Raw genomic sequence first — 25,524 nt, 5'->3', positions numbered from 1 at the left:
CCGATAGGGTGATCAGCCCAAGGCTCAACCACGCTGGCCCATCGGCACATAATCGCGGTGGGTGTGGCCGGTGTAGAGCTGGCGCGGACGGCCGATCTTCTGATCGGGGTCCTCCATCATCTCGGTCCACTGCGCGATCCAGCCGACCGCACGCGAGATGGCGAACAGCACGGTGAACATCGATGTGGGGAAGCCAATCGCTGACATCACGACGCCAGAATAGAAATCGACGTTGGGGTAAAGCTTCTTGTCGATGAAATAGGGATCGTTGAGTGCGATCTGTTCAAGTTCACGCGCGACATCGAAGATCGGATCGGCGATGCCCATCTTGTCGAGCACGTTCTTGGCGACCTTGGCCATCACCTTGGCGCGCGGATCGTAATTCTTGTAGACGCGGTGGCCAAAGCCCATCAGGCGGAACGGATCATCCTTGTTCTTCGCCCGCGCGATGAATTCCGGAATACGATCCGGCGTGCCGATTTCGCGCAGCATGTTCAGCGCGGCCTCGTTGGCGCCGCCATGCGCCGGGCCCCAAAGGCAGGCAATGCCGGCCGAAATGCAGGCGAACGGATTCGCGCCCGACGAACCGGCGAGCCGCACGGTTGAGGTGGAGGCGTTCTGCTCGTGATCGGCCTGCAGAATCAGCAGTTTTTCCATCGCGTCTTCGATCACCGGATCGATCACATAGGGTTCGGCCGGCACGCCAAAGGTCATCCGCAGGAAATTGCCGGCGAAACTCAGGCTGTTGTCGGGATAGAGGAAGGGCTGCCCGATCGAATATTTATAGGCCATCGCCGCCAGGGTTGGCATTTTGGCAATGATGCGATGTGAGGCGATCGTCCGCTGCTGCGGATCATGAATGTCGGTCGAGTCGTGATAGAAGGCCGCCATGGCGCCAACGATGCCGCACATGATCGCCATCGGGTGGGCGTCGCGCCGGAAACCCCGGTAGAAGGTCGCCAGCTGTTCGTGAATCATGGTGTGGCGAGTGATGTTACGGGTGAATTCGGCATTCTGTTCCGCATTGGGCAGATCGCCGTTCAGCAGCAGATGCGCGACTTCCAGAAAGCTCGACTGTTCGGCCAGCTGCTCGATGGGATAGCCGCGATAGAGCAGGATACCTTCATCGCCATCGATATAGGTGATCTTGGATTCGCACGACGCGGTGCTGGTAAAGCCCGGATCGAAGGTGAAGCGGCCGGTGTTGGCGTAAAGCTTGAGAATATCAACGACTTCCGGGCCAATACTGCCCTGGTGCACCGGATATTCCGCGCTTTTTCCGTCGATTCCGATCGTGGCCGTCATGGCAGTCTTCCCTTCGTTCAACCCGCCAGGGCGTCGTCGATCCGCCCCAGCACTTCTTGCCTGCCCAGCACTTCGAGAACCTCGAACAATCCGGGCGATTGCGCCGAACCGGTAACAGCAGCGCGCAACGGCTGGGCGATCTGGCCAAGCTTGGCCGCTTCGCTTTCCGCCAGTTCACGCGCCACCTGTTCCAGTGCGGCAGCCGTCCAGTCATCCTGGGCGGCGAATCGTGCCCGGGCGCGGTCAAGCAGCCCCGGTGTCGCAGACGCTAGCAGCTTGGCAGCGCCTTCGTCCATGGGGATTGGGCGGCTGCGAAGATAGAAAAGGCTGCTGGCTGCCAAATCATTGAGGTTGTTGGCGCGTTTCTTCAACTCCGGCATGGTGCGCTGCAAAAGCGATGTATCGGAATCGGTCAATTCGCGGCCCAATGCCGCAGCCACGCGGCCGGCAATAAACGCCACCAGCCGGCCATCATCGGCAGCGCGCAGATACTGTCCGTTGAGGTTTTCCAGCTTCTTCATGTCGAACCGCGACGGCGAACGGCCCACGCCTTCCAGCCTGAACCACTGCACCGCTTCATCACGGCTGATGATCTCGGAGTCGCCATGGCCCCAGCCCAGGCGCAGAAGGTAATTTTCCACTGCTTCCGGCAACAGGCCCAACTCGTCGCGATAGGCATCCACGCCCAGCGCGCCGTGCCGCTTCGACAATTTCGCGCCGTCGGCACCGTGGATCAGCGGGATATGGGCATAAACCGGCTCAGGCCACTGCATCGCGCGAATCAGCGCCAGCTGGCGGAAGGCGTTGTTCAGGTGATCATCGCCGCGGATCACGTGGGTCACGCCCATGTCGTGATCGTCCACCACCACGGCCAGCATATAGGTGGGCGTACCGTCCGACCGCAGCAGCACGAAATCATCCAGCTCGGCATTGTTCACCGTCACCGGGCCCTGCACCTGATCGTCAATGGTGACACTGCCTTCACGCGGCGCCTTCAGACGGATCACATAATCGGCATCGTTCGGCCAATCGGTGCGGTCGCGCCAGCGCCCGTCGTATCGCATCGGCTGCCTGGCGGCGCGCTGCTCCTCGCGCAGGGCGGTCAGCTCTTCGGGCGTCGCATAACAGCGATAGGCGTGGCCCGCGGCCAACAATGCGTGCGCCACCTCGGCATGGCGGGCGGCCCGGCTGAACTGGTAAACCACCTCGCCATCCCAGTTCAGGTTCAGCCAGGTCATCCCGTCCAGAATCGCGGCAATGGCCGGCTCGGTGGAGCGGGCCCGATCGGTATCCTCGATGCGCAGATGGAATTCACCGCCGTGGTGGCGGGCAAACAGCCAGTTGAACAGCGCGGTGCGGGCGCCGCCGATGTGCAGGAAACCGGTGGGCGAGGGGGCAAAGCGGGTGACGACCTTGCCGGGCAAATCCTGTGTTGCGCTCATGCGCGTTTCATCCAATCAAGGGCTTCAGGGTCGTGGCCGGGAGGGCACACGGAACGCGCGGGTGGTTAGCAGAAGGATCGAAGAGAAACAAACCGCGGGGCAAGCGCTGATCGCCGGCTGGCACCGCTGGCTGGATGCCGAACGCGCGCATCTGCCCTTGTGGCTGCCGGTGGCGCTGGCGGCCGGCATCGCGCTGTGGTTTGCGCTGCCATGGGCGCCGTGGCGGCAGGCGGCGGCGTGCGCGGCCGCTGCACTGGCCATCGGATTTCTACTGGCCGGGCTGCGGCCGCTGGCCTGGATGGCGCTGCTGCTGCTGGCCGGCCTGGGCGTCTCCGAACTGCGCGTCGCCTTGAATCATCATCCGGTGCTGGCCGGGCGGGTGTTCGCCACCGTCACCGCCCGTGTGGAAAGTGCCGAACCGCTGGCCTTTGGTGATCAGCGCCTGGTGCTGGTGCCGGCCGCTGGCCACAGCCTGCCCGGCGGCACACAGCGTTTGCGCCTGCGCCTGCGCGGAGACCAGCCACAGGTCGCCGCCGGCACCATCATCTCGGCGCGAGCGCTGCTCTCCCCGCCATCGGGCATGGCGGTACCGGGCGGCTATGATCTGGCCCGCCGCGCCTGGTTTGATGGCATCGGCGGCACCGGCGTGGCGCTGGGACAGGTAGCGATCGTGGCCGCGCCACCGCCGGGCCCGGGCCTGTGGCTGGCCGGCGTGCGCAGCCGCCTGCAGGCGCTGATCACCAGCCGCATGCCGGGGGAAGCGGGCGCGGTTGCCGCCGCCTTCGTCACCGGCTGGCAGGGGGCGATTCCGCCGGCCACGGCACAGGCAATGCGCGATGCGGGGCTGGCGCATCTGCTGTCGATCTCCGGCCTTCACATTGCCGTGGTGGTGGGCAGTGTGGCGCTCATGATACGCTGGCTGCTGGGCCTGTGGCCGTGGCTGGTGCTGCGGGTGCCGGTGCCCACGCTGGCGCTGGCGGCGGGCGCATTGGCGGGGCCGGCCTTTGCGCTGGGCGCAGCCGGTGGGCTGTGGCTGGCGCTGTGGCGCAGCCGCGCGCGCTGGTGGGGGCTGGCGCCGCTGGCCGGCGCGGTGCTGCTGGCTTGGTCAGCGGCCGTGCCCGATCTGCTGATCAGCAGCGATGGCCGCCACCTGGCGCTGCGGCTGCCCGATGGCCGGCTGGCCCACAGCCGCGAACGCGTTGGCGATTTCCTGATCGACAATTGGGCGGAAGCGGTGGGCAGCGATCCGGCCAGCGCCGTCTGGTTGGGCACGCTGCCGCTGGCGCGCTGTTCGGCGGAAAGCTGTGTCGCCGACGTGGAACGGGATGGCCGGCGCTGGCGTGTGCTGGCCACCACCGGCCGCAGCCTGATCCCGCGTGATCGCTTTGCCCCGGCCTGTGCCGCAGCCGATATCGTCGTTTCCGATCGCCGCCTGCCGGATTGGTGCCAGCCGCGCTGGCTGAAGCTGGATGCCGCCGCGCTGGCGCACACCGGGGCCGTGGCGATCTGGCTGGATGCGCGGCGGGTGACAACCGCCGCCGATGCGGCCGGCGACCGGCCGTGGCAGCCCCACTGAACAGTGCGAGCTTGCTGGCGCGCCGGTGAGTGACGATGCTGGGGAAGGGGAGAAGACCATGGCTGACATCATCGATCCAGAACGCCCGATCGTGGAACCGCACCACCATCTGTGGGATCGGCGCTTCGTGCCGCAGCCAGCGGCCGGTGCCACGGATTTCGAACGGGTGATCGGCCTCAGCCCGCTCTATCTGCTCGATCAACTGAACGCCGACATGAAGGCCGGCCACAATGTGGTGGCCACCGTGTTCCTGGAATGCGGGGCCTTCTATCGCGCCGATGGCCCGGCGGAATTTCGCTGTGTGGGCGAAACCGAATTCGTCAACGGTGTCGCTGCCATGAGCGCGTCGGGCCTCTATGGCAAAGCCCGCGCCTGCGCCGGCATTGTTGGCCATGCCGATCTCACCCTGGGCGCCGCCGTGCGTCCGGTGCTGGAGGCGCATCGCTCCGCCGCCCCGGCGCGGTTTCGCGGCATCCGCCACTCCCCGGCGTGGGATGCGGATCCCGCTGTGCTCGGCATGCTGCAGAGAAACCCGCCTGGCCTGCTCGCCGAACCCACCTTCCGTGCCGGCCTGGCTGAACTGGCGGCGATGGGCCTCAGCTATGATTGCTGGCTGCTGGCGCCGCAATTGCCAGAACTCATCGCCATGGCCCGCGCCGTGCCGGATCTCACCATCATCTGCGATCACCTCGCCACGCCGCTTGGCACTGCGTCTTACGCTGGCCGGCGTGATGCGGATTTTGCCGAATGGGCCGGCAACATCAAGGCGCTGGCGGGCTGCCCCAACGTGGTGATGAAGGTGGGCGGGCTGGCGATGCCGTTCGGCGGCTTTCCCAGCTTCATGGCCGAACCGATGGCCACGGCAGAGGCTCTGGCCGATGAATGGCGCCCCTGGATTGAAACCGCGATTGCCGCCTTCGGTGCGGATCGCTGCATGTTCGAAAGCAATTTCCCGGTCGATCGCGGCACCTGCGATTACGCCACGCTGTGGAACGCCTTCAAACTGGTCAGCGCCAGTGCCAGCGAAGACGAGAAGACGGCGCTGTTCAGCGGCACCGCAGCGCGGGTCTATTGCCTGGCCTTGTAACGACAACGCCCGCCGGGTGAAGGCGGGCGTTGCGTGGGAACAGGATCGTGCCGCTCAGTGATAGCGGCGCAGCAAACCTGCGAGCTTGCCCTGAATGCGGACCTGCTCCGGGTGATAACGCTGCGGCTCATAGCTGCTGTTGGCCGGATCGAGGCGGATCAGGCCCTTTTCATGGTGGAGATATTTCAGCGTCGCTTCGCTGTCGTCGATCAGTGCCACGACAATATCGCCATCCCGCGCCGTATCGCAGCGGCGGATCAGGGCATAATCACCATCATGGATGCCGGCTTCGATCATCGAATCGCCTGACACTTCCAGCGCATAATGATCGCCGGGGCCGAGCAGCGCCGACGGCACGGAAAGCGAGCGGTCGCTTTCCAGTGCCTCCACCGGTAGACCGGCGGCGATGCGGCCATGCAATGGAACGGTGATGGTGTCGTTGGCGGCCAGCATGGCAACAGCCGGCGGGGCAGGCGCTGGCCGGCTCGCAACCAGCGTGAGCGCCGCTTTCTCCACCTTCAGCGCTTCGGGCAGGCGCAGCACTTCCAGCGCGCGGGCGCGGTTGGGCAGGCGACGGATGAAGGCGCGTTCTTCCAGCGCATTGATCAGGCGGTGCACGCCGGATTTGGACTTCAGGTTCAGCGCCTCCTTCATTTCCTCGAAGGAAGGCGAAACACCGTCGGATTTCAATCGCTCATCGATGAAGATGAGCAATTCCTGCTGCTTGCGGGTGAGCATCGCTTTGTCTCCCATGCCGCCTAAACGGAACATGGGAAGAACATCTAGAAAACAGAATGGAACATGTCAAGCGCAATGCAGGACACTGGTTCGCCGGCTGATGCTGCCGGGGCATGGGCCTCGCGGATGATCAGCAGTTCGGCGCTGGCGAGCAGGGAGAGCAGGGCGCTGTCTTGCCGGGCGAAGGGTTCCGCTCCGTCGGGGGTGCGCCGCGCCCGCAGATGATCGCGGCGAGAACCGTTGGCGGGCAGCGGGGTGGCGAGCGGCAGCGTTACAATCGGCAGCGCCTGTTGGCGGCCGGCCATGCGCGAGACCAGCGGCACGGCAAACAGCAGCGCCGTCACGAAGGCTGAAACCGGATTGCCCGGCAGGCCGAGCACCCGGGTGCCGCCAAGCCGTCCTGCCAGAAGCGGCTTGCCTGGCCGCAGCGCGATCTTCCAGAAATCGAGGTCAGCGCCAAGTTCGCGCAGCACCGGTACCACCAGATCATGATCGCCCACCGATGCGCCGCCGATGGTGATGATCAGGTCGGCCTCCGCACCGGTCAGCGCGGCAGCCAGCGCGGCGCGGTTGTCCGGGATGATGCCGGGATCATGCACCTCGGCTCCAGCGCTGCGCAGCAGGGCAGTGAGCATGGGCGGATTGGAGGAGACGATCTGCCCCGGCCCGGGAGTTTCGCCCGGTAACACCAGCTCATCACCGGTGGCAATCAGCGTCACCCGTGGTCGCCGCACCACCGGCAGCGCCCGCCAGCCGCCGGCAGCGGCCAGCCCCAGATGGGCAGCCGTCAGGCACTTCCCGGCAGCAATCAATGGCGCACCGGCAGCAAAATCCTGCCCCGCCGGCCGTATATGCGCGCCAATGCGCGGCGGGCCTTCGCCATTCAGCCGCGCCAAATCGCCATCACGGGCAACCTCCTCCTGCACCACGATCACGTCCGCCCCGGCTGGCAGCGGCGCCCCGGTGAAGATCCGCACGGCCTCTTGCGGCCCCAGCGTGCCGGCCCAGCCATGCCCGGCGGCGCTCTCCCCGACCACGCGCCAGCTGTTGTGCAGATCGGTCCAGCGGATGGCGTAACCATCCATTGCGGCGGCATCGAACGGCGGCTGGGTGAGGCGGGCGGTGACTGGTTCTGCCAGCACACGGCCGGCGCAGGCATCGAGCGGCAGCGTCTCGGCGGGCAGTGGTTCTACCCCAGCCAGCAGCTGATACAGCGCTGCCGAAAAGGGCAGCAAGTCACTCATTGTGCGATGAAATCACCTGAGCGCCCGCCGGACTTTCTCAGCAGGCGGATGCCGTCGATGCGCATCGTGCGGTCGAGCGCCTTGGCCATGTCATAAACGGTGAGCAGGGCAGCAGAGACAGCAGTGAGCGCCTCCATTTCCACGCCGGTACCATGGGTGGTGGCCACGGTGGCGGTGGCGCGGATGCCGGTGGCCTCGATGGCCAGATCAAGGCTGACGGCATCGATGGGCAGCGGGTGGCAGAGCGGGATCAGATCGGCAGTGCGCTTGGCCGCCATGATGCCGGCAATGCGGGCGGTGGCAAGCACATCACCTTTCTTTACCGCTTGTTCTGCAATGGCTTGCAGCGTGTCCTTTGCAACGTGGATGAAGCCTTCCGCCGTCGCCTCACGCCGGGTCGCGGGCTTGGCGCTGATATCCACCATGCGCGCGGCGCCGCTGTCGTCAAGGTGGGTCAGGTTGCTCACGCGGCGAGGCCCAGCAACTCGCGGGTGGCGGCAGTCACGTCGGCCTGCCGCATCAGGCTTTCGCCGACAAGGAAGGTGCGGATGCCTACGCCGGCAAGCGCCGCCAGATCAGCGTTGGAGGACAGGCCGGATTCGGCCACCAGCGTCTTGCCCATCGTGTTCGCCAGTTCAAAACTGGTCTGAAGACTGACTTCCAACGTTTTGAGATTGCGGTTGTTGATGCCAAGAAGTGGCGTCTTCAGCAACAGCGCGCGGTCGCGCTCCGCAGCATCGTGCACTTCGATCAGCACATCCATGCCCCAGGCCATCGCCACCGCTTCCAGTTCGGCGGCCTGAGCGTCAGACAGCGCCGCCATGATCAGCAAAATGGCATCTGCGCCCAGCGTACGGGCTTCGACCACCTGATAAGGATCAACGATGAAATCCTTGCGGATGACGGGCAGGGCGCAGGCGGCACGAGCGGCCACCAGATAGTCGTCGCTGCCCAGAAACCAGCGTTCTTCGGTCAGCACCGACAGGCAGGCGGCGCCGCCGGCTTCATAGGCGCGGGCAAGGCTGGCCGGATCGAAGTCTGCGCGGATCAAGCCCTTGGACGGGCTGGCCTTCTTGCACTCGGCGATCAGGGCGTATCGGCCGTCTGCATGGGTAGCATGGAGCGCCCTGATGAAACCACGCGGGGCATCGGCGGCACGGGCAGCCGCCTCGACATCAGCCAGCGCCACCTGCGCTTTGCGGGCGGCGTAAAGGTCGCGCTTGTGGGCGACGATGGTCGAGAGCGTGTCTGTCATCGAAAAGCGATCCAGCGGGCGAGGATGTCAGCGGCAGCGCCAATGTCAATGGCGGCAGCGGCCTGCGATACCGCTTCCGGCAAGGTGAGGCCAGGTCGCACCACGGTAAGGGCGGCGGCCGCGTTGAGCAGCACCATGTCGCGATAGGCGTCGGCCTGGCCGGCAAGCAGGGCTTTCAGTCGCTCGGCGTTATACTCGGGGCTGCCGCCTTTCAGCGCCTCGTTCGGGTGGCGGGGCAGGCTGGCGTCCTCGGGGACGATGCAACGCGCGGTCAGCGCACCGCCAGCCAGCGCTACTGCGGTCGTCTCACCCGAAATCGCGACTTCATCAAAGCCCTGGCCATGCACCACCAGCGCGGCGCGGCTGCCAAGATGCTGGAGCGCTTCGGCCATCAGCGGCACCGGGCCGGGCGCAAACACGCCCAGAAGTTGCTGATCGACGCCCGCCGGATTGCACAATGGCCCCAGCAGGTTGAAGATCGTGCGCCGGCCCAGCTCTTTGCGCACCGGGGCCACGCGCGCCATCGCCGGGTGGTGCCGGGCGGCGTGGAGGAAGGTGATGCCCACTTGTGTGAGGCACGGCCCCAGCCGATCCATCGGCAGTTCGGGCACGCCCAACACCGTCAGCACGTCGGCGGCGCCGCTGGTGGAGGAGGCGGCGCGGTTGCCATGCTTGGCCAGCTTCACCCCGCAGGCGGCGACCACCAGCGATACGGCGGTGGAGATGTTGAGGCTGTGCATGCCATCGCCGCCGGTGCCGCACACATCGAGCGCAGCGACAGCGCGGAACGGCTGGATGGCGCGCGCGCGCAACGCCCGCGCAGCAGCGACGACTTCGTCTACCGTCTCTCCGCGATCCGCCAGGGTGGTCAGGAAGCCGGCCAGGGCATCATCCTCCACCTTGCCGTCGAAGATGGCGGCAAAGGCTTCTGCCGCCGCGCCTTCGTCAAGGGGGCGGTTGGGATCAGGCAGCAGGCTCATGCCGCAACCGAAAGATCGGGCTTCAGGCCGGCCAGTGTCATGAAATTGGCCAGCAGACGGTGGCCGTGCTGGGTGGCGATGCTTTCGGGGTGGAACTGCACGCCATGCAGCGGCAGTTCGCGGTGGTGCATGCCCATGATCAGGCCGTCTGGGCTGTGGGCGTTCACCACCAGATCGGCGGGCAGGCCGGCTTCGCGCACCGTCAGGCTGTGATAGCGGGCGGCTTCGAACGGGGAGGGGATGTCGGCAAACACGCCGGTGCCATCGTGGGTGATTTCGCTCACCTTGCCGTGCATCACCTGAGGCGCGCGTTCGACAATGCCGCCAAAGGCCTGGCCCAGCGCCTGATGGCCAAGGCACACGCCGAACAGCGGGGTTCTCGTCTCGGCGGCCGCTTCGATCAGCGCCAGGCAGATGCCGGCCTCGTTTGGCGTGCACGGGCCCGGCGAGAGCAGAATCGCCTGTGGGCGCATCCCCATCGCGTCCTGCGTGGTCAGCGCATCGTTGCGCACCACGATGGTTTCCGCCCCCAGCTCGGCCAGATAATGGACGAGATTGAAGGTGAAGCTGTCGTAATTGTCGATGACGAGGATGGTCATGAGCAGGCCTTAGCGTCTGGACGCAGCGACGTCATCTGCCAACCGTCACGCTGTGACCTTCACGCCTTTCCAGAACGCCAGCCGGCCCTTGATCTGCGCGGCCTGCGACTTGGGATCGGCATAAAACCACACGGCATCGCGGTTTTCCTGGCCGTCCACCACCAGCGAATAATAGTTCGCGGTGCCTTTCCAGCCGCACACGCTGGTCGTGCTGCTGGGGTGCAGCAGCGCCGGGTCGACGGCGTCGGCGGGGAAATAATGATTGCCTTCCACCACCACAGTGTCGGTTGTGTCCGCGATCACGCGGCCGTTCCATTCTGCTCTGGCCATGGCTCAGGTTCCCCTATTGTCCAAATCCGGCGTTGCTCGCCGTGGCAATGGCTTCGCGGGCCGCCGCGATCAATGCGCCGGCCTTGGCTTCGCATTCGCGCTGTTCATACTCGGCGACACTGTCGGCGACAATGCCGGCGCCGGCCTGCACGTGCATCACGCCATCCTTCACCACGGCGGTGCGCAACACGATGCAACTGTCCATGTCGCCATTCGGGCTGAAATAGCCGACACCGCCCGCATAGGCTCCGCGTGCAGCGCCTTCCAGTTCGGCGATGATCTGCATGGCCCTGACCTTTGGCGCGCCGGACACCGTTCCGGCCGGGAAGCCAGCGAGCAGCGCGGCTACTGCATCGACCCCGTCTGCCAGCCGGCCCTGCACGTTGGAGACGATGTGCATGACATGGCTGTAGAGCTCGACGAAGAACTTGTCGGTCACCTTCACCGTGCCAGGCACCGATACGCGCGCGGTATCGTGGCGGCCCAGATCGAGCAGCATGAGATGCTCGGACAATTCCTTGGGATCGGCGAGCAGGCTTTCCCGGTTGGCGGCGTCTTCGGCGGCATCACGCCCGCGCGGTCGGGTGCCGGCGATTGGCCGGATGGTCACGTCTCCACCACGTGCGCGAACGAGGATTTCCGGGGAGGAGCCGACCAGCGCAAAGCCGGGCAGATCAAGGAAATAGAGGAAGGGTGAGGGGTTGATGCGCCGCAAGGCACGATAAAGATCAAACGCCGGCAGCGGGAAATCCACCGAGAAGCGCTGCGACAGCACGACCTGGAAGATGTCGCCGGCGAGGATATAGTCGCGGGCCTTTTCGACCATGGCGGCATAGCGGCCCTTGTCGGTGTGATGGCGCGGGTTGGCTTCGGGCACTGTTTCGGGTGGGCGCGGCGCCAGCGGCAGCGCCTGCGCCAGTCGGCGCTCTGTCTCTGCAATGCACTCGGCGGCGGCATCCCAGGCGGCGCCCGGATCGGCAGCGGCAAAGATCGGCGCAACGATAAACAATTCGTCCTTCAACCGGTCGAACACCAGCAACAACGTGGGGCGCACGAACACCATGTCGGGCAGGCCCAGTGCCGACGGGCCGGCATCGGGCACGCTGGGTTCAACCAGCCGCACAGTTTCATAGCCCATGTAGCCGACCAGGCAGGCCAGCGCCGCCGGAAGCTCCGCCGGCACATCGGCGCGGGCTTCGGTCACCAGCGCACGCAGAGCGGTGAGCGTGTCACCCGCAACAGGTTCAAACGCTGTCTGATCCTGCCGCCAGTTGCGGTTGATTTCGCTGCTGTTGCCGCGCGCGCGCCACACCAGATCAGGATCCAGCCCGAGCAGTGAATAGCGCGCACGCACGCTGCCGCCTTCCACCGATTCCAGCAGGAACGCGCCCGATCCCTCGCGGCCCAGCTTCAGCATCGCCGAGACCGGGGTTTCGGTATCGGCAACGATGCGCGTCCAGATCAGTTGCGGACGTCCGGCGGCCAGCGCGGCGCAGGCGCTGGCACGATCCGGGGCGATCCGCCGGTCAGATGCGGGGCTGGCCATCAGCCTTATTGCAAGCCGTCGCCCGACAGGCGGGTGCGCAGGGTCTTCAGGGTGGCATCGTTCTTGTCCACGCCAACGGCGGCCATGCTGGCCTTGGCCAATCCTTCGGCCATTTCGCCGGGCAGGGCGCTGCCCACTTCGCGACGGCTGGCCTCGATCAGGCCGGCCTGCGTCTTGGGATCGCCGGGGACGATGCGATCAACATGCACGATGATCCAGCCGCCCTGGCCGGCGAGCAGCTGCGTGCTGCCGGCGGCGCCGTTCAGGAAGGCGCGGGCGGCTTCGGGCACGTTGGGTTGATTGATGATGTCGATCCGGCGGCCGTTCAGCGGACGCGGCGGGGCAAGGCCGGCATCGGCGAGGGCCTTGGCGAAATTCACGCCCTTCTTCGTCGCGGTCAGCACCGCATCGGCTTTGCCCTTGGCGGCCTTCATCGCCTTGTCCTGCGCGGCGCCGGCCATGGCGAGCGGCATCACTTCGGCAATCGGCGGCGGTGCGGCGGGCAGCACGGTGGCGGTTTCAATCACCACCAGGCGGCCGCCGCCCAGATCTTCCACCACCGGGCCATCGGCCGGCTCACGCTTGAAGGCGCGCGCCGCGACGGTGGCGATTTCCCCGCTCAACGGCGGCTGGCCTTGAGCCAGACCCTTGTCGGTTACCGGGGCCTGGCTCTGGATGCTGAGCGAGGCTTCCTTGGCGATATCGGCAAAGCTTTTGCCGGCTTCCACGCCATCCTCGATGCGGGCGACAACATCGGCCACAGCATCATCAACGGCGCGCTGCTTCAGTTCGGCCTCAACAGCGGGACGGGCCTGCGCCAGCGTCTTTCCGGCGCTGCCCAATGCGGCCACGCGCACCACGTGCCAGCCCAGCTGGCTCTTGATCGGCGCACTGATTTTGCCCACCGGCAGGGCAAAGGCGGCCTTGGCCACTTCTGCACTGGTGGCGCGGGCAAAGCCGGCTTCCGATTGGTTGCCGAGCGCGATATCGCTGGCACCGAAACCGGCGAGCTTTTGTGCGGCGGCGGCAAAACCATCGCTGGTGGCGGCGGCCACGATGGCCTTGGCCTTGGCTTCATCGGGCACCACCACCTGTTCCAGCACGCGGGTTGCGGCAGCGCCATATTTGGCCGGATCCTTGGCAAAGGCATCGGCGATGGCCTTTTCTGGCACGGTCACACCGGCGGCGATTTTCGCGGCATCGATGAAGGCATAACGGAAACCGCGCCGTTCTGGGATGGTGAAGCGGGCGCTGTTGGCCTTGTACCAGGCCTGCGCTTCGGCGGCGGTGGGCGTGCCGGCCGGCGGCGCCGGGATGGTGGCGACTGCGCCTTCATGGCGATCGACCAGTAGACGGGCATAGATCTCAGCCACGCCATCAGGCACGGCCAGCGCGCCGGTGATCGGCTTGATCAATTGCTCGCGCACCAGATCGCGGGCGATCGACTGGCGCAGTTTCTTGTCGGTCAGGCCCTGTTGCTGCAGGGCCCGGTTGTAACTGCCCTGATCGAACTTGCCGCCGCTCTGGAAGGCCGGGATACCGGTAATCACCGTGTCAACCGCCGTATCGGATGCGCCCAGGCCGGCGTTGCCGCCCATTTCCTCCATGGCGGTCTGGCCGATCAGCTGAGTGGCCATCAGCTCCACCACACCCTGGCGGGCGGCTTCGGCCTGGGTGAGATTGGGATCGCGCTGGCGCAGATCACGCACGGTGCGATCGATGGCCTGCAGCAGATCGGGCTCGCTGATGGTGCGCGTGCCCACCTTGGCCACCGAACCGGCCGGCGCGCTGCCGCCCAGCGGATCATTCACCCCGGTGACGGCAAAGGCCACCAGGATCAACCCGAACAGGGCGAGCACGGGCCAGCTGGTGAGCGAACGGCGAAAAAATGCGAGCATCGAAATTCCGTGATGGCTTGAACGCGCCGCTTGTAACGACGCGTGCCGCTTGCCACAAGCGCCGCCATACTCTGATTGCGAGGAGCCGTTATGCCCGCCCTGATCGTTGGCAACTGGAAGATGAATGGCCTTGGCGAGGATATCGCCGAGATCGCGCATATGGCCGGTTCCGGCGCGCGCAGTGTGTGGATCGCGCCGCCGTTCACCCTTATCGATCGCGCAGTAATTGTTTCGGCCGGCGCGGTGAAGATTGGCGGCCAGGATTGCCACGCCAACGCGAAAGGCGCTCACACCGGCTGCGTGTCGGCGCTGATGCTGGCCGATCTGGGCGCGGGCTTCGTCATCGTTGGCCACAGCGAACGGCGGCGGGACAATGGCGAAAGTGATGCCGATGTGCGCGCCAAGGCCACCGCAGGCCGCGCCGCGGAATTGGAGGTCATCCTGTGCATCGGCGAAACACGCGCGCAGCGTAATGCCGGGCAGACCGAAGCCGTGCTCACCGCGCAACTTGCCGGTTCGCTGCCCGACGATGCCGAAGGGCTGATCATCGCCTATGAACCGGTATGGGCCATCGGCACCGGCCTCACCCCCACGTTGGACGATGTGAAGGCCGCCCACGCCCATATCCGTGGCCAGATCGTGGCGCGTTTCGGCCCGAACGGGCATGGCGTGCGCATTCTCTATGGCGGCTCCGTCACCCCGGCAAATGCGGCGGATTTGCTGCGGGTGGCTGATGTGGGCGGCGTTTTGGTGGGTGGGGCAAGCCTGACGGCGGAAAGCCTGCTGGCGATTGCGTCTTCCGCACCTTGATTGCACACCGACGCCAAGCCATGTAAGGCGCGTCCCCATATTCCCTGATCGCAACGAAAGCCTGCCCACCCGTGATTACCTTCCTGCTTGTCATCCACGGCCTGATCACCCTCGCGCTGGTGGCGGTGATCCTGCTGCAGCGTTCCGAAGGCGGGGCATTGGGCATTGGCGGCGGCGGTGGCGGCGGCTTGATGACGGCGCGCGGCGCGGCCAATCTGCTCACCCGCGCCACCACCATTTTGGCGGCACTGTTCATCGTCATGTCGATCCTGCTCGCCGTGCTGGCCGCTGGCACCAACAAGGCCCGGGTGATCGATCCCACCGTGGCCGCCAAGACAGCGCCCACCGCGCCCGCCCCCGGTGCTCCGGCTGCGCCGACGCAGTTGCCGGGCCTGCCCGGCGTTCCGGTCGCGCAGTAATCCGCTTCGCGCGTGGCCGGCGACAGCAAACCCGGCCAGTTGCGCCAAATTTTCGGCGGCGCCGCCGGCAATCTGGTCGAATGGTATGATTGGTATGCCTATTCGGCCTTCGCGCTCTATTTCGGGCCGCGTTTTTTCCCGCCTGGTGATGATCTTGTCGCGGCGCTGAACAGCGCTGCCATCTTCGCTGTCGGCTTCCTGATGCGACCGATCGGTTCGTGGCTGCTCGGCGCCTGGGCCGACAAGCGCGGCCGCAAATCGGCGCTCACGCTTTCCGTCGCGATGATGTGTTCGGGCTCGCTGCTGATCGCGGTGGCCCCCACTTACGATGATGTCGGGCTGTTGGCCCCGGCGATCCTGCTGCTGGCGCGGCTGGTACAGGGATTGTCCGTCGGCGGCGAATATGGCGCCTCGGCCACCTTCATGAGCGAGGTGGCGCGCGCCAAGTGGCGGGGTTTCCTCGCCAGCTTCCAATATGTGACGTTGGTGGGCGGGCAGTTGCTGGCGCTGGCGCTGCTGGTGCTGCTGCAATCGCAGATGGACGAAGCCGCGCTGAAGGATTGGGGCTGGCGCATTCCATTCGTGGTTGGCGCGGCCTGTGCGGTGCTGGTGTTCTGGCTGCGCACCGGACTGCATGAAACCGAAGCCTTTGAAAATGCGGTGATCCCGCCCGGAACGCTGCTGCAGCGCCTGCTAGCCCACCCGCGCGAGCTGTTGATCGTGCTGGCGCTCACCGCTGGCGGCAGCCTGTGGTTCTATACCTTCACCACCTACATGCAGAAATATCTGGTGCTGTCGGCCGGCTGGACCAAGCAGGAAGCCACGTCCGCGTCTGCCATCGCGCTGCTGGCCTATGCCGCCATGCAGCCGCTGTTCGGCGCGGCCTCCGATCTGCTCGGCCGGCGCACCCTGCTGGTTGGTTTCGGCATCATGTCGACGCTGGCGACGGTGCCGGCGCTTACCGCGCTGGGCACGGCGAAGCCGGGTGTCGAGGGCTTGGCGTTGATGATTGGCTGCCTGGCCATCTTGTCCTGCTACACCGCGATTTCCGGCGTTGTGAAGGCCGAGATGTTTCCGGCCCATATCCGCGCGCTGGGCGTCGGCATGCCCTATGCGCTGGGCGTCGCCATCTTCGGCGGATCGGCCGAATATGTGGCGCTGGCCTTCAAGGGCGCTGGCATTGAATCCGGATTCTTCTGGTATGTCACCTTCATGGCCGGCATCGCGTTGGTGGCCGCCCTGTCGCTGCCCGACACGCGGGCCAACAGCCGCATCGAAACGGATTGAAAACAAACGGCTCAGCCAGCCTGCCGCAGTTGTGCTGAAACAGGGATCGGCGCATCCTGAAGCGGTGACGCAATCCCGCCTTGTCCCCTCCTTGGCGCTGGCGCTGCTGCTGGCCGGCTGTGGCGGCGCTGGTGGTGGCGGGGTCGGCACCGTGCCCGCGCCGCCACCGGCGCCCACACCCGCGCCCGCGCCGCCACCGGCGCCCACACCTACCCCCAGCGCCTTCGACACGGTGGAATATCGCCGTTCCAACGGCGCAGTGCAGGTGCAGGCGCTGGCCGCCTATGATCGCGGCTTTTCCGGCAGCGGCATCACCGTTGCGGTGATCGATTCCGGCGTGAACCCGGCCCTTGCGGAATTTTCGGGGCGTATTTCGCCGGCCAGCCGTGATGTCGCCGCTGCCCGGGCGCTGGCTGATGAACGCGGTCATGGCACCTCGGTCACCGGCATCCTGCTGGCGGCGCGCAACGGCGTGAACATGCACGGCGTTGCCCCGCAGGCGACATTATTGGCCTTGCGCGCCGATACGCCGGGCAGTTGCGACGATCAGGGCTGTTCCTATGCCAGCCCGGCCATTGCCGCCGGTCTGAAGGCGGCGGCCGATGCCCGCGCGCGCGTCGTCAACATGTCGTTGGGCGGGGGTTCCACCACGGCAGCTGTGCGCGCCGCTGCCGGGCAACTGGCCAGTGCTGGCAGCATATTGGTGCTCTCGGCTGGCAATGAAGGCCTTTCCACGCCGCAGAGTTTTGCCAATCAACTCATCGCCGTCAGCCAGGCCACCACCATCGTGGTCGGTGCGGTCAACGCCAGCAATGAAATTGCCAGCTTCTCCAATCGCGCCGGAGTGTTGGCACCGAACTATCTGGTGGCGCCCGGAGTGGAGTTGCGCAGCTTCAACCAGGATGGTGCCACCTTCCTCTACAGCGGCACGTCGGTGGCGGCGCCGGTCGTCTCCGGTGCGGCGGCGCTGCTGGCGCAGGCCTTCCCGGCGCTGTCGGGTGCGCAGATCGTCGATATCCTGCTGCGCTCTGCCGATGACCTTGGTGCAACCGGCACCGACGAGATTTATGGCCGCGGCCTGCTCAACATCGCCCGTGCCTTCCAGCCGCTGGGCACCAGCAGTATCGGCGGGCAACCCGTGGCGATCACCATTGGCGGTTCACTCGGCGCGGCCTTGGGCGATGGCGGGCCGCTCACCAGTGCGTTGGCCGGTGTGGTGATCGCCGATAGCTATGGTCGCGCCTTCACGGTTGATCTGGCCAAAGGCCTTGTAACAGCCCCGCCGGGCCGGTTGGCCGCGCAACTGCTGGCCACACCGGTGGAAAGCGCCGTCACCAGCAGCGGCGGCACCAGCACCGCCTTCGCGCTGCTCGGCGACAGCCGAGGGCTCTGGGCCGGCGATCGTGCCACCATGGCGGCGCTCGCCCCCGGTCAGCAGCGGCAGGCCAGTCCGGTGGGCCATGTCCGCCTCCTGCTCTCCGGCGGCTCCGTGCTGGTCGCCGGCCATGGAGAGGCAGTGGCCGGGCTGGTGGCCTTGGCTGATCCGTCTGGACGCAGCACCGCTCTCATCACCGCTGATCCCGCCCTGCCGCTGGGCAGCCGGCCGCTGGGCGCAGCGGCGCTTTCGCAGCCCCTGGGCGGTGGCTTCACCTTGGCGGCCGGTTTCGGCCAATCCGTGCTGCCGGCGCAGGATCGCCAGTCCGCCGCCCTGCAATCCACCGCGCTGTTCCACCTGTCGCGCGCCGTGATGCCAGGGCTGGAACTGGCGGCGCTGCTGCGGGTTGATGCGGAACGCGGCAGCCTGCTGGGCACGCGGCTTTCGACCGGCTTTGGCTTGGCCGGCGGCACCACCACTAGTCTTGGACTGTCCGCCCGGTTGGCACTCGGCCCGCGCGCGCGGCTTTCGGGCGAATGGCGCCGGGCCAGCAGTCGGATCGATCTGGCGGGCGGCGGCCTCATCGCGGCTGCAGGCCGCTTCAGCGGTGACGCCGCCAGCGCCGCGCTGGCGCTCGATGATGTTGTAGCGCCCGGCGACACGCTCACGCTTGCCATCACCCGGCCGCTGGCGCTGGCTGGCCCCTTGTGGCTGCTGGGCTCTGCCGATCCAGTGCGCGCCGGGCCATCTGTGCGCGAAACCGCAGCCGAGGCACTCTACGCCCTCCCGCTCGGTCCTGGCCAATTGCAGTTCAGCCTGTTCCACCGCACCCACCCCGGCCATATCGCGGCCAGCCCTGATGACGATGGTGCCGCGGTGCGCTTTCACTGGCGCTGGTAGCTTCGTCCACAGCGAAATTGCCTTGCAGGCCACGCGGGGGCTGGCGCGCTGCTGCAATATGGGCTTAAGGCTCTTCTCCCATGAAGCGGTATATTTTCATCACCGGCGGCGTGGTCTCCTCGCTCGGCAAAGGACTCATGGGCGCCTCTCTGGCAGCCCTGTTGCAGGCGCGCGGCTACAAGGTCCGCATCCGCAAATTCGATCCCTATCTCAACGTCGATCCGGGCACGATGAGCCCCTATCAGCACGGTGAAGTCTATGTGACCGACGACGGGGCAGAGACCGATCTCGATCTTGGCCATTATGAACGTTTCACCGGCGTGCCGTCGCGCAAGACCGACAACATCACTTCAGGCCGGGTCTATTCCGATATCATCGCCCGCGAACGCCGCGGCGAATTTCTGGGCGCCACCGTGCAGGTGATCCCGCATGTGACCGATGCCATCAAGGCCTTTGCAAAGGCCGAAACCGAGGCCCTGGATTTCGTGCTTTGCGAAATCGGCGGCACCGTGGGCGACATCGAAAGCCTGCCCTTCCTCGAAGCCATCCGCCAGATGGCTGCCGACGTGGGCAAGGCCAATGTCTGCTATATCCACGTAACGCTGGTGCCGTTCATCGCGGCGGCGGGCGAGCTGAAAACCAAGCCGACCCAGCACAGCGTCGCCGAACTGCGCGGCATCGGGATTCAGCCGGATGTGCTGGTCTGCCGCTCCGAACACCCGCTGCCCGAAAGCGACCGCGCCAAGATCGCCCTGTTCTGCAACGTGCGCAAGGAAGCGGTGATTTCGGCGCTGGATGCGGAAAGCATCTATGAAGTGCCGCTGCAATATCATGCTGAAGGGCTGGACGACGAAGTGCTGAACGCCTTCGGCATCACTGATGCGCCGCGCCCCGATCTTACCCGCTGGCAGGATATTGCCGAGCGGATTCATAACCCTGAAGGCGAAGTGACCATCGGCGTTGTCGGCAAATATACCGGCATGAAGGACGCCTATAAATCACTCACCGAAGCGCTGGTGCACGGCGGGCTGGCCAACCGGGTGAAGGTCAACATCAAGTGGCTGGATGCGGAGGAATTCGAAGGCGCCGACGTGGCGGCCCGGCTGGAGCCGATGCACGGCATTTTGGTGCCCGGCGGCTTTGGCGAACGTGGCAGCGAAGGCAAGATTGCCAGCGTGCGTTTTGCCCGTGAACGGCGCGTGCCTTTCTTTGGTATCTGCCTTGGCATGCAGATGGCCTGTATCGAGGCGGCGCGGAATCAGGCCGGGATCCAGGCTGCTTCCACCACCGAATTCGGCCCCACTGCGGAACCGATCGTGGGCCTGATCACCGAATGGATGAGCGCGGAAGGCTTGCAGACCCGCCACGCCGGCGGCGATCTGGGCGGAACCATGCGGCTGGGCGCCTATCCGGCTGAACTGGGGGCCAACAGCGTGGTGGCCGGCGTCTATGGCAGTGCCCGTATCGCGGAACGCCATCGCCACCGCTATGAAGTCAACGGTGCTTACCGCCCGGCTCTGGAGAAGGAAGGGCTGATCTTCTCTGGCATGTCGCCCGACGGCCTGCTGCCCGAAGTGGTGGAGCGCCCCGACCATCCGTGGTTCATCGGCGTGCAGTTCCACCCGGAACTGAAATCCAAGCCGTTCGATCCGCATCCGCTGTTCGCCGGGTTCATCGAAGCGGCGATCGCGCAAAGCCGGCTGGTGTGACGCCGGTTTCGCCCGCCGACTTGGCGGCGCGCATCGCTGCCCGGCATCGCCTCGGCGAGGCGCTGGTGGTGGGCATCACGGGATCGGTGGCGGTGGGCAAGACAACCCTGGCACGCCAGATTGCCGAGGCGCTGCCGGCGGATCTGAAGGTGGAAATCGTCTCCACCGATGGCTTTCTGAAACCCAACGCCGTGCTGGAAGCGGAAGGCCTTTCCATGCGTAAGGGCTTTCCCGAAAGCTATGACCGTGCGGCCATGGCCGCCGCGCTGGCCGGGTTGCAGCACGGTGCGGTGACGGTGCCGGCCTACAGTCACACCAGTTATGACGTCGATCCGGCGGCGGCCCGCACCATTTCAGGTGCCGATGTCGTGCTTGTCGAAGGCCTCGGCCTTGCCCCCGACGCCAGCGGCCAGCGCCCGCCGCTTGATCTGCTGATCTACATCGATGCCGCCGAGGACGACATCATCGCCTGGTTCCTCGCCCGCTTCATGGGCCTGTGGGAAGCGGCGGCGAACGACCCCAGCAGCTTCTACGCCCGCTTCCGCCACATGAGCGAGGATGAAACCCGCCAGTTCGCACTGTCCGTTTGGAACGGCATCAACCGCCCCAACTGGCTGGAGCATATCGCGCTGGCCAGGCCAGTGGCCGATATCGTCGTGGTTAAGGCGGTGGATCACAGCCTGTCGATCTGACCGGGGGAAACCCCCGCGGCGGCTCGTAGTCATTGCCGCACGGGATTTCCCTTGGCCGCATATGTGGTTACGGGCAGCCCCAATCAATCTGCCCCCGATTTCAGGAATGCCCCCGTGATCCTTCGTTTTGTCCTGTTGCTGGCGGCTGCCCCGGCTGCGCTGGTCTCTGCCCAGCAAGCGCCTGCGCCCGCCGCGCCGCGAACGGCTCAGGCCATGCCGGAAGACGAAGACACCATCACCGTTTCCACCCAGCGCCTGCCCGGCCAGGTGGTGGGTGACATCAAGCCGGAGTTGACCCTGGGCACGCAGGAATTGCGCGCGCTGGGTGCCGGTTCGATCACCGAAATCCTCGCCCAGATCGCGCCGCAGACCCAATCGGGGCGGGGCAGGGGTGGCGGCCCGCCGGCGGTGCTGCTCAACGGCAAGCGCACGTCTGGATTTCAGGAAATCCGCAACATCCCACCCGAAGCCATTGCCCGCGTGGAGGTGCTGCCCGAGGAAGTGGCGCTGAAATACGGCTTCCGCGCCGATCAGCGGGTAATCAACTTCGTGCTGCGCCCGCGTTTTCAGGCGTGGACCGGCGAGTTCGACATCGGCGGCCCCACCGATGGCGGGCGTTTTTCCAGCGAGTTGGAAGTCAACCTGCTGCGTCTGCGCAATGGCACCCGCACCAGCATCGAAGCCGAAGTTGAAATCAACACGATGCTGACGGAAGCCGAGCGCCGCATCACCACGCCGCCTCAAAGCCGGCCGTTTGCGCTCGATGGCAATGCCTCGGCGCTGCTGTCAGGAGCAGGGGTTGTCCCCGGACGCACCGTGCTTGGCGTGCCGGCCGGCGTCGCCAGCCCGACGCTGGCCCAGTTCGCCGCAGCGCCGATCAATAGCACCGATATCCGTCCGTTCCGCAGCCTGTTGCCCGACAGCCGCACCACCAGCCTGAATGGCACCATCGCCGGCTCGCTTGGCACGGTGGGCGCCACGCTGACCGGCGGTATCGAGCGCACGTTGACCGAGTCCATGCAGGGTCTTCCTGCCGCCAGTTTCAATCTGCCGGCCGGTGGCGCCTTCTCGCCGTTCAACGGCCCGGTGCTGGTCAATCGCTACGCCCCTGATCCGCTTGGACGTTTTGGTGACAACTGGAACAGCCGGTTGGGCACCGTGCTCGATGGCACTATCGGCAAGTGGCGCTGGAACCTCACCAGCAATTGGAACCACGCCGAAAATCGCAGCCGCATCGAACGCGGCATCGATGTAAGCGCCGTGCAGAGCCAGATCAGTGCCGGCACGCTTTCGCCTTATGGTGCCTTCAGCGGGCCAACACTCACCGACAGTGCCACCAGCATTTCCGACAATCTCAGCGCCGATCTGCTGCTGAACGGCAGCCCGTTGCAGTTGCCGGCGGGGCCGCTGGCGCTGGCGCTGAAGGCGCAGGTGCAGCATCTGACGCTCGATGCCTCGGCCACCCGTGCCGGCCTGGTCAGCGCCGCGAACCTGTCGCGCACGCAAGGCAATTTCCAGGCGAATTTCGATCTGCCAATCGCGTCGTCACGCGACAACGTGCTGGCATTCCTTGGAAAGTTCACGCTCAATGGCAATATCGCTGCGGATACGCTGTCGGATTTCGGTACGCTGATCACGTGGGGTGCCGGCGCCAATTGGGAGCCTTCTCCCGGCTGGAGCTTCATCGCCAGCTTCACCCGCGAACAGGGCGAGCCCAGCGTGGGCCAGTTGGGCGATCCCACCATCATCACGCCCAACGTGCGCGTGTTCGATTTTCTGCGCGGCGAGACAGTGGACATCAATCGGCTGGATGGCGGCAACCGCGCCCTTCTGAACGACACGCGCCAGGTCTGGAAGCTGGGTTTCAACCTGAAACCCTTTGAAAAGACTGATATTGTTCTCAACGCAAACTATATCCACTCGCGCATCGATGATCCGATCGCGTCTTTCCCCACCGCCACGGCGGAACTGGAAGCCGCCTTTCCCAATCGCTTCACCCGCGATGCCAGCGGCCGGCTGCTGCAGATCGACAACCGTCCAGTGAATTTCGATTATTCGGAGCGGCAGGAGCTGCGCTGGGGCTTCACGCTCACCCAGCAGCTCAAGCCCGGCAAGGCCGAGCGCGCCGCCGCTGAAAAGCGCATTGCCGAAACCCGCGCCAAAGCGGTCGAGGCGTTCCGCACCGGCCAGCCGCTGCCGCCGGAAATCCGCACCTTTGCCCGCAATCCCTATGGTTTCACGCCGGGCCAGCGCCCGCCTGGTGCCGCCGGTGGGCCGCCCGCTGCCGGCGCGACCCCGCCCGCTGCCGCCGGTGGTCCGCCCGCTGCCGGTACGTCGCCGCCTGCTGCCGGCGCGGCACCGCCCCCCGGTGGCGGCTTTGGCGGCGGCTTCCGCGGCGGCGGTGGTGGTGGCGGCCCGCCGCGCGGCTTCCTCGATGGCCGGCTGCAGTTCACCGTGTTTCACACCTGGACCTTCCGGAACGAAATCGGCATCCGCCCTGGCGTACCGGTGCTCGATCTGTTGAACGGTTCAGCGGTTGGTTCCGCCGGCGGGGCGCCGCGTCACCAGATTGAAACCCGGTTGGGCGGCGGCCGGCGCGGGATTGGCGGCAGCGTCGGCGTCAACTGGCAATCGGGTACATCGGTGCTGGTCGATCCGTCAGGCGCGTCGCAATCGCCGGACGATCTGTTCTTCTCACCGCGCGCCGTCGCCAATCTGCGGCTGTTCGTCGATTTGGGTCAGCGCCAGGATGTGCTGCTGAAGATGCCGTGGCTGCGTGGCAGCCGGGTATCCTTGCGGGTCGACAATCTGTTCAACGACCGCGTCAACGTGAAGAACCGCCTTGGCGCCGAACCCATCGGCTTCCAGCGCGACCAGCTTGATCCGCTCGGCCGCACGGTAACGCTGAGCTTGCGGAAATTGTTCTTCTAAGCGGTTTGCGCCGTTGCCCGCTGGTGCCAGTCCTGCAGATGGCTGGCATCGGTGGGCAGGCTGATCCCGATCCAGCCGGCAAAATCCACGATCGACAGCAGTGCGATATCGGCCAGCGTGAACCGCTCCCCGGCCAGCCAGTCGCTTGCCGCCAACTGCCCATCAAACCAGCCCAGCATCGCCGCAGCCTGCACCTTGGCCGCTTCGCCCATGGCCGGAATCTGGTTGATCAGCTTGGCCGTGTAGGGATGGCCATGTTGCCAGAACAGGCTGACCGGCGTGCCCAGCCCGGTTTCCACCCGCCGGATCCACATGTCCGTCTCTGCCCGTTCAAATGGCGTGGTGCCGATCAACGGCGGCTGCGGGTGGAGCTCATCCAGATAGCGGCAGATGCTGATCGTTTCGGCGATCACCCGGCCATCGTCCAGTTCCAGGAACGGCACCTGCCCGCGCGGGTTCAGCGCGACCACCTCATCCGATTTATGCTCGCGCGCCATGAGGGAGACCATGCGCTCCTCCACGTTTATCCCCTTCGCCTTCAGGAACAGCCGCACCCGGCGCGGATTGGGCGCCGGATCAGGCGCGGACCAGAGCAGCATCTGTGTTCTCCCCAACAAGATTGGCCAACGTTGCATGGCTGGGGCGTTCGCAGCAAGGGCGGCCCATGCTGGCAGCAACGCCCGAAACCGTCGCCCACCTCGGGTTTGAGCAGATGATCGACGAGGTAGAGCGGCAGCAGGGCCTGCATGCCATAGAAGGAAAAGCGCTCCCACGCCTGGGTGGAGGCCAGAAAGCCCAGCCCGGCCGGGTGACCAAAAAACGCCGTGTCTGGAGAACGCATTTGCCTTGCCTAGCCGAGGCCCATGCCGTGGGCAATCACGGCCTTTGCCAGCCGCCTTTTTGTGTCCCCGCGTCTGCCAGCCTTGCGCTTTGCAAGGGCTTCACCTAGGGCAGGGCCAAGTCGGGGAGTGGCGCAGTCTGGTAGCGCATCTGCTTTGGGAGCAGAGGGTCGCAGGTTCGAATCCTGTCTCCCCGACCATCCATTTCAACATGTTATATTAATTTTTCTGCCTGTAGTTTGCAGGATTCAGGCTTCCAGCAAGCACATAGCAAGCACCAAGGCGTCACGTCTTGCGCCCCTGACCTGACCCCCTGATTTCATCCAGCGGGGATTAGAGCCTGGCCGCAGTTGTTGCGCATGGGCGCAGGTGAAGCAATGGCCTGTTGAGCGGCGCCCGAAGGGCGCAGCGGAACAGGCCATTGCTTGTTCAGTTCGGCGGCGAACGCCGCTGGGGTTTCGTATCCAAGGGCTGAGTGCGGCCGCTGCTCGTTATAGTCCTTGGCCCAAGCAGCGATGGTGACGCGCGCATGATCGAGGCTCATGAACAGGGTCTCGTTGAG

23 protein-coding genes and 1 tRNA gene are annotated in these 25,524 nt (G+C 65.9%); 11 read left to right on the top strand and 13 right to left on the bottom strand.

Going from position 1 to position 25,524, the window contains the following annotated elements; translation table 11 throughout:
• Positions 1 to 24: 24 nt before the first annotated feature.
• Positions 25 to 1,305 (bottom strand): citrate synthase, encoded by a 1,281-nt coding sequence (locus G566_RS0107715; protein WP_022680098.1) that lies wholly within the window; start codon positions 1,303 to 1,305, stop codon positions 25 to 27.
• A 17-nt stretch (positions 1,306 to 1,322) separates the two neighbouring features.
• Positions 1,323 to 2,747, bottom strand: coding sequence for a glutamate--tRNA ligase (gene gltX / locus G566_RS0107710; RefSeq protein ID WP_022680097.1), 1,425 nt, complete (start codon positions 2,745 to 2,747; stop codon positions 1,323 to 1,325).
• Positions 2,748 to 2,808: 61 nt separating this feature from the next.
• Between gltX and G566_RS15380 the strand changes: the two genes are divergently transcribed.
• Positions 2,809 to 4,323 (top strand): ComEC/Rec2 family competence protein, encoded by a 1,515-nt coding sequence (locus tag G566_RS15380; protein WP_029131407.1) that lies wholly within the window; start codon positions 2,809 to 2,811, stop codon positions 4,321 to 4,323.
• 58 nt (positions 4,324 to 4,381) lie between these two features.
• Positions 4,382 to 5,410, top strand: coding sequence for an amidohydrolase family protein (locus G566_RS0107700; protein ID WP_029131406.1), 1,029 nt, complete (start codon positions 4,382 to 4,384; stop codon positions 5,408 to 5,410).
• Positions 5,411 to 5,464: 54 nt separating this feature from the next.
• On the opposite strand, the gene lexA is transcribed toward G566_RS0107700, so the two are convergent.
• Genes lexA through G566_RS0107655 form a run of 9 tightly spaced genes read right to left on the bottom strand, consistent with a single transcriptional unit; the run spans position 5,465 to position 14,000 of the window.
• The gene (gene lexA / locus G566_RS0107695; protein ID WP_029131405.1) at positions 5,465 to 6,148 is read right to left on the bottom strand and encodes a transcriptional repressor LexA; all 684 of its coding nucleotides are present in this window, start codon (positions 6,146 to 6,148) and stop codon (positions 5,465 to 5,467) included.
• Positions 6,149 to 6,192: 44 nt separating this feature from the next.
• A complete protein-coding gene (locus G566_RS0107690; RefSeq protein ID WP_022680093.1) occupies positions 6,193 to 7,392 on the bottom strand; it encodes a molybdopterin molybdotransferase MoeA in 1,200 nt (399 codons plus the stop codon).
• Positions 7,389 to 7,859 (bottom strand): cyclic pyranopterin monophosphate synthase MoaC, encoded by a 471-nt coding sequence (gene moaC, locus G566_RS0107685; protein ID WP_022680092.1) that lies wholly within the window; start codon positions 7,857 to 7,859, stop codon positions 7,389 to 7,391. The genes G566_RS0107690 and moaC overlap by 4 nt, the downstream gene beginning before the upstream one ends.
• Complete coding sequence (gene trpC / locus G566_RS0107680) at positions 7,856 to 8,647, bottom strand: indole-3-glycerol phosphate synthase TrpC (protein WP_022680091.1); 792 nt, start codon at positions 8,645 to 8,647, stop codon at positions 7,856 to 7,858. Before trpC ends, moaC begins: the two co-directional genes overlap by 4 nt.
• Entirely contained in the window at positions 8,644 to 9,627 is a 984-nt protein-coding gene (gene trpD / locus G566_RS0107675; protein WP_022680090.1) for an anthranilate phosphoribosyltransferase, read from the bottom strand. The genes trpC and trpD overlap by 4 nt, the downstream gene beginning before the upstream one ends.
• On the bottom strand, positions 9,624 to 10,226 hold the full coding sequence (locus tag G566_RS0107670; protein ID WP_022680089.1) for an anthranilate synthase component II: 603 nt from the start codon (positions 10,224 to 10,226) through the stop codon (positions 9,624 to 9,626). The genes trpD and G566_RS0107670 overlap by 4 nt, the downstream gene beginning before the upstream one ends.
• Before the next feature lie 45 nt (positions 10,227 to 10,271).
• Positions 10,272 to 10,556 (bottom strand): DUF427 domain-containing protein, encoded by a 285-nt coding sequence (locus G566_RS0107665; protein ID WP_022680088.1) that lies wholly within the window; start codon positions 10,554 to 10,556, stop codon positions 10,272 to 10,274.
• Positions 10,557 to 10,569: 13 nt separating this feature from the next.
• On the bottom strand, positions 10,570 to 12,102 hold the full coding sequence (locus tag G566_RS0107660) for an anthranilate synthase component I family protein (RefSeq protein ID WP_022680087.1): 1,533 nt from the start codon (positions 12,100 to 12,102) through the stop codon (positions 10,570 to 10,572).
• A gap of 5 nt (positions 12,103 to 12,107) precedes the next feature.
• The gene (locus G566_RS0107655) at positions 12,108 to 14,000 is read right to left on the bottom strand and encodes a peptidylprolyl isomerase (RefSeq protein WP_022680086.1); all 1,893 of its coding nucleotides are present in this window, start codon (positions 13,998 to 14,000) and stop codon (positions 12,108 to 12,110) included.
• Between the two features lie 90 nt (positions 14,001 to 14,090).
• On the opposite strand from G566_RS0107655, the gene tpiA reads away from it, so the two are divergent.
• From tpiA to G566_RS0107620, 7 genes are all read left to right on the top strand, one after another.
• Complete coding sequence (gene tpiA, locus G566_RS15375; protein WP_207789917.1) at positions 14,091 to 14,810, top strand: triose-phosphate isomerase; 720 nt, start codon at positions 14,091 to 14,093, stop codon at positions 14,808 to 14,810.
• Positions 14,811 to 14,881: 71 nt separating this feature from the next.
• Positions 14,882 to 15,229 carry a preprotein translocase subunit SecG gene (gene secG, locus G566_RS0107645; protein WP_029131402.1) on the top strand — a complete coding sequence of 116 codons (348 nt, stop codon included), beginning with the start codon at positions 14,882 to 14,884 and terminating at the stop codon, positions 15,227 to 15,229.
• Positions 15,230 to 15,241: 12 nt separating this feature from the next.
• On the top strand, positions 15,242 to 16,516 hold the full coding sequence (locus G566_RS0107640) for an MFS transporter (RefSeq protein ID WP_029131401.1): 1,275 nt from the start codon (positions 15,242 to 15,244) through the stop codon (positions 16,514 to 16,516).
• Between the two features lie 31 nt (positions 16,517 to 16,547).
• Positions 16,548 to 18,791 carry a S8 family peptidase gene (locus tag G566_RS14770; RefSeq protein WP_156874457.1) on the top strand — a complete coding sequence of 748 codons (2,244 nt, stop codon included), beginning with the start codon at positions 16,548 to 16,550 and terminating at the stop codon, positions 18,789 to 18,791.
• Between the two features lie 80 nt (positions 18,792 to 18,871).
• A complete protein-coding gene (locus G566_RS0107630) occupies positions 18,872 to 20,500 on the top strand; it encodes a CTP synthase (protein WP_022680083.1) in 1,629 nt (542 codons plus the stop codon).
• Positions 20,497 to 21,192 (top strand): type I pantothenate kinase, encoded by a 696-nt coding sequence (locus G566_RS13875; protein ID WP_022680082.1) that lies wholly within the window; start codon positions 20,497 to 20,499, stop codon positions 21,190 to 21,192. Before G566_RS0107630 ends, G566_RS13875 begins: the two co-directional genes overlap by 4 nt.
• 114 nt (positions 21,193 to 21,306) lie before the next feature.
• Complete coding sequence (locus tag G566_RS0107620; RefSeq protein WP_029131400.1) at positions 21,307 to 24,123, top strand: TonB-dependent receptor domain-containing protein; 2,817 nt, start codon at positions 21,307 to 21,309, stop codon at positions 24,121 to 24,123.
• Here G566_RS0107620 and G566_RS0107615 read toward each other — a convergent pair.
• Entirely contained in the window at positions 24,120 to 24,722 is a 603-nt protein-coding gene (locus G566_RS0107615; RefSeq protein ID WP_022680080.1) for a glutathione S-transferase family protein, read from the bottom strand. The genes G566_RS0107620 and G566_RS0107615 overlap by 4 nt on opposite strands.
• A gap of 65 nt (positions 24,723 to 24,787) precedes the next feature.
• Between G566_RS0107615 and G566_RS15895 the strand changes: the two genes are divergently transcribed.
• Together G566_RS15895 and G566_RS0107605 are read left to right on the top strand one after the other, a co-directional pair.
• A complete protein-coding gene (locus G566_RS15895) occupies positions 24,788 to 25,072 on the top strand; it encodes a hypothetical protein (RefSeq protein WP_022680079.1) in 285 nt (94 codons plus the stop codon).
• A gap of 13 nt (positions 25,073 to 25,085) precedes the next feature.
• A tRNA-Pro gene (locus G566_RS0107605) sits at positions 25,086 to 25,162 on the top strand.
• A 119-nt stretch (positions 25,163 to 25,281) separates the two neighbouring features.
• Here G566_RS0107605 and G566_RS13870 read toward each other — a convergent pair.
• A partial coding sequence (locus G566_RS13870) for an integrase core domain-containing protein (protein ID WP_022680078.1) occupies positions 25,282 to 25,524 on the bottom strand: 243 nt, incomplete at its 5' end.

The organism is Sandarakinorhabdus limnophila DSM 17366 (assembly GCF_000420765.1).
In the GTDB taxonomy this organism is placed as follows: domain Bacteria; phylum Pseudomonadota; class Alphaproteobacteria; order Sphingomonadales; family Sphingomonadaceae; genus Sandarakinorhabdus; species Sandarakinorhabdus limnophila.
This window is presented reverse-complemented; position numbering and strand designations above follow the sequence as displayed.

Bases quoted from the DNA above. Each gene is read 5' to 3' on its own strand.
- G566_RS0107715 (WP_022680098.1), bottom strand. From the start codon at position 1,305: ATGACGGCCACGATCGGAATCGACGGAAAAAGCGCGGAATATCCGGTG.
- gltX (WP_022680097.1), bottom strand. From the start codon at position 2,747: ATGAGCGCAACACAGGATTTGCCCGGCAAGGTCGTCACCCGCTTTGCC.
- G566_RS0107700 (WP_029131406.1), top strand. From the start codon at position 4,382: ATGGCTGACATCATCGATCCAGAACGCCCGATCGTGGAACCGCACCAC.
- lexA (WP_029131405.1), bottom strand. From the start codon at position 6,148: ATGCTCACCCGCAAGCAGCAGGAATTGCTCATCTTCATCGATGAGCGA.
- G566_RS0107690 (WP_022680093.1), bottom strand. From the start codon at position 7,392: ATGAGTGACTTGCTGCCCTTTTCGGCAGCGCTGTATCAGCTGCTGGCT.
- trpC (WP_022680091.1), bottom strand. From the start codon at position 8,647: ATGACAGACACGCTCTCGACCATCGTCGCCCACAAGCGCGACCTTTAC.
- trpD (WP_022680090.1), bottom strand. From the start codon at position 9,627: ATGAGCCTGCTGCCTGATCCCAACCGCCCCCTTGACGAAGGCGCGGCG.
- G566_RS0107670 (WP_022680089.1), bottom strand. From the start codon at position 10,226: ATGACCATCCTCGTCATCGACAATTACGACAGCTTCACCTTCAATCTC.
- G566_RS0107665 (WP_022680088.1), bottom strand. From the start codon at position 10,556: ATGGCCAGAGCAGAATGGAACGGCCGCGTGATCGCGGACACAACCGAC.
- G566_RS0107660 (WP_022680087.1), bottom strand. From the start codon at position 12,102: ATGGCCAGCCCCGCATCTGACCGGCGGATCGCCCCGGATCGTGCCAGC.
- G566_RS0107655 (WP_022680086.1), bottom strand. From the start codon at position 14,000: ATGCTCGCATTTTTTCGCCGTTCGCTCACCAGCTGGCCCGTGCTCGCC.
- tpiA (WP_207789917.1), top strand. From the start codon at position 14,091: ATGCCCGCCCTGATCGTTGGCAACTGGAAGATGAATGGCCTTGGCGAG.
- G566_RS0107630 (WP_022680083.1), top strand. From the start codon at position 18,872: ATGAAGCGGTATATTTTCATCACCGGCGGCGTGGTCTCCTCGCTCGGC.
- G566_RS0107615 (WP_022680080.1), bottom strand. From the start codon at position 24,722: ATGCTGCTCTGGTCCGCGCCTGATCCGGCGCCCAATCCGCGCCGGGTG.
- G566_RS15895 (WP_022680079.1), top strand. From the start codon at position 24,788: ATGCTGGCAGCAACGCCCGAAACCGTCGCCCACCTCGGGTTTGAGCAG.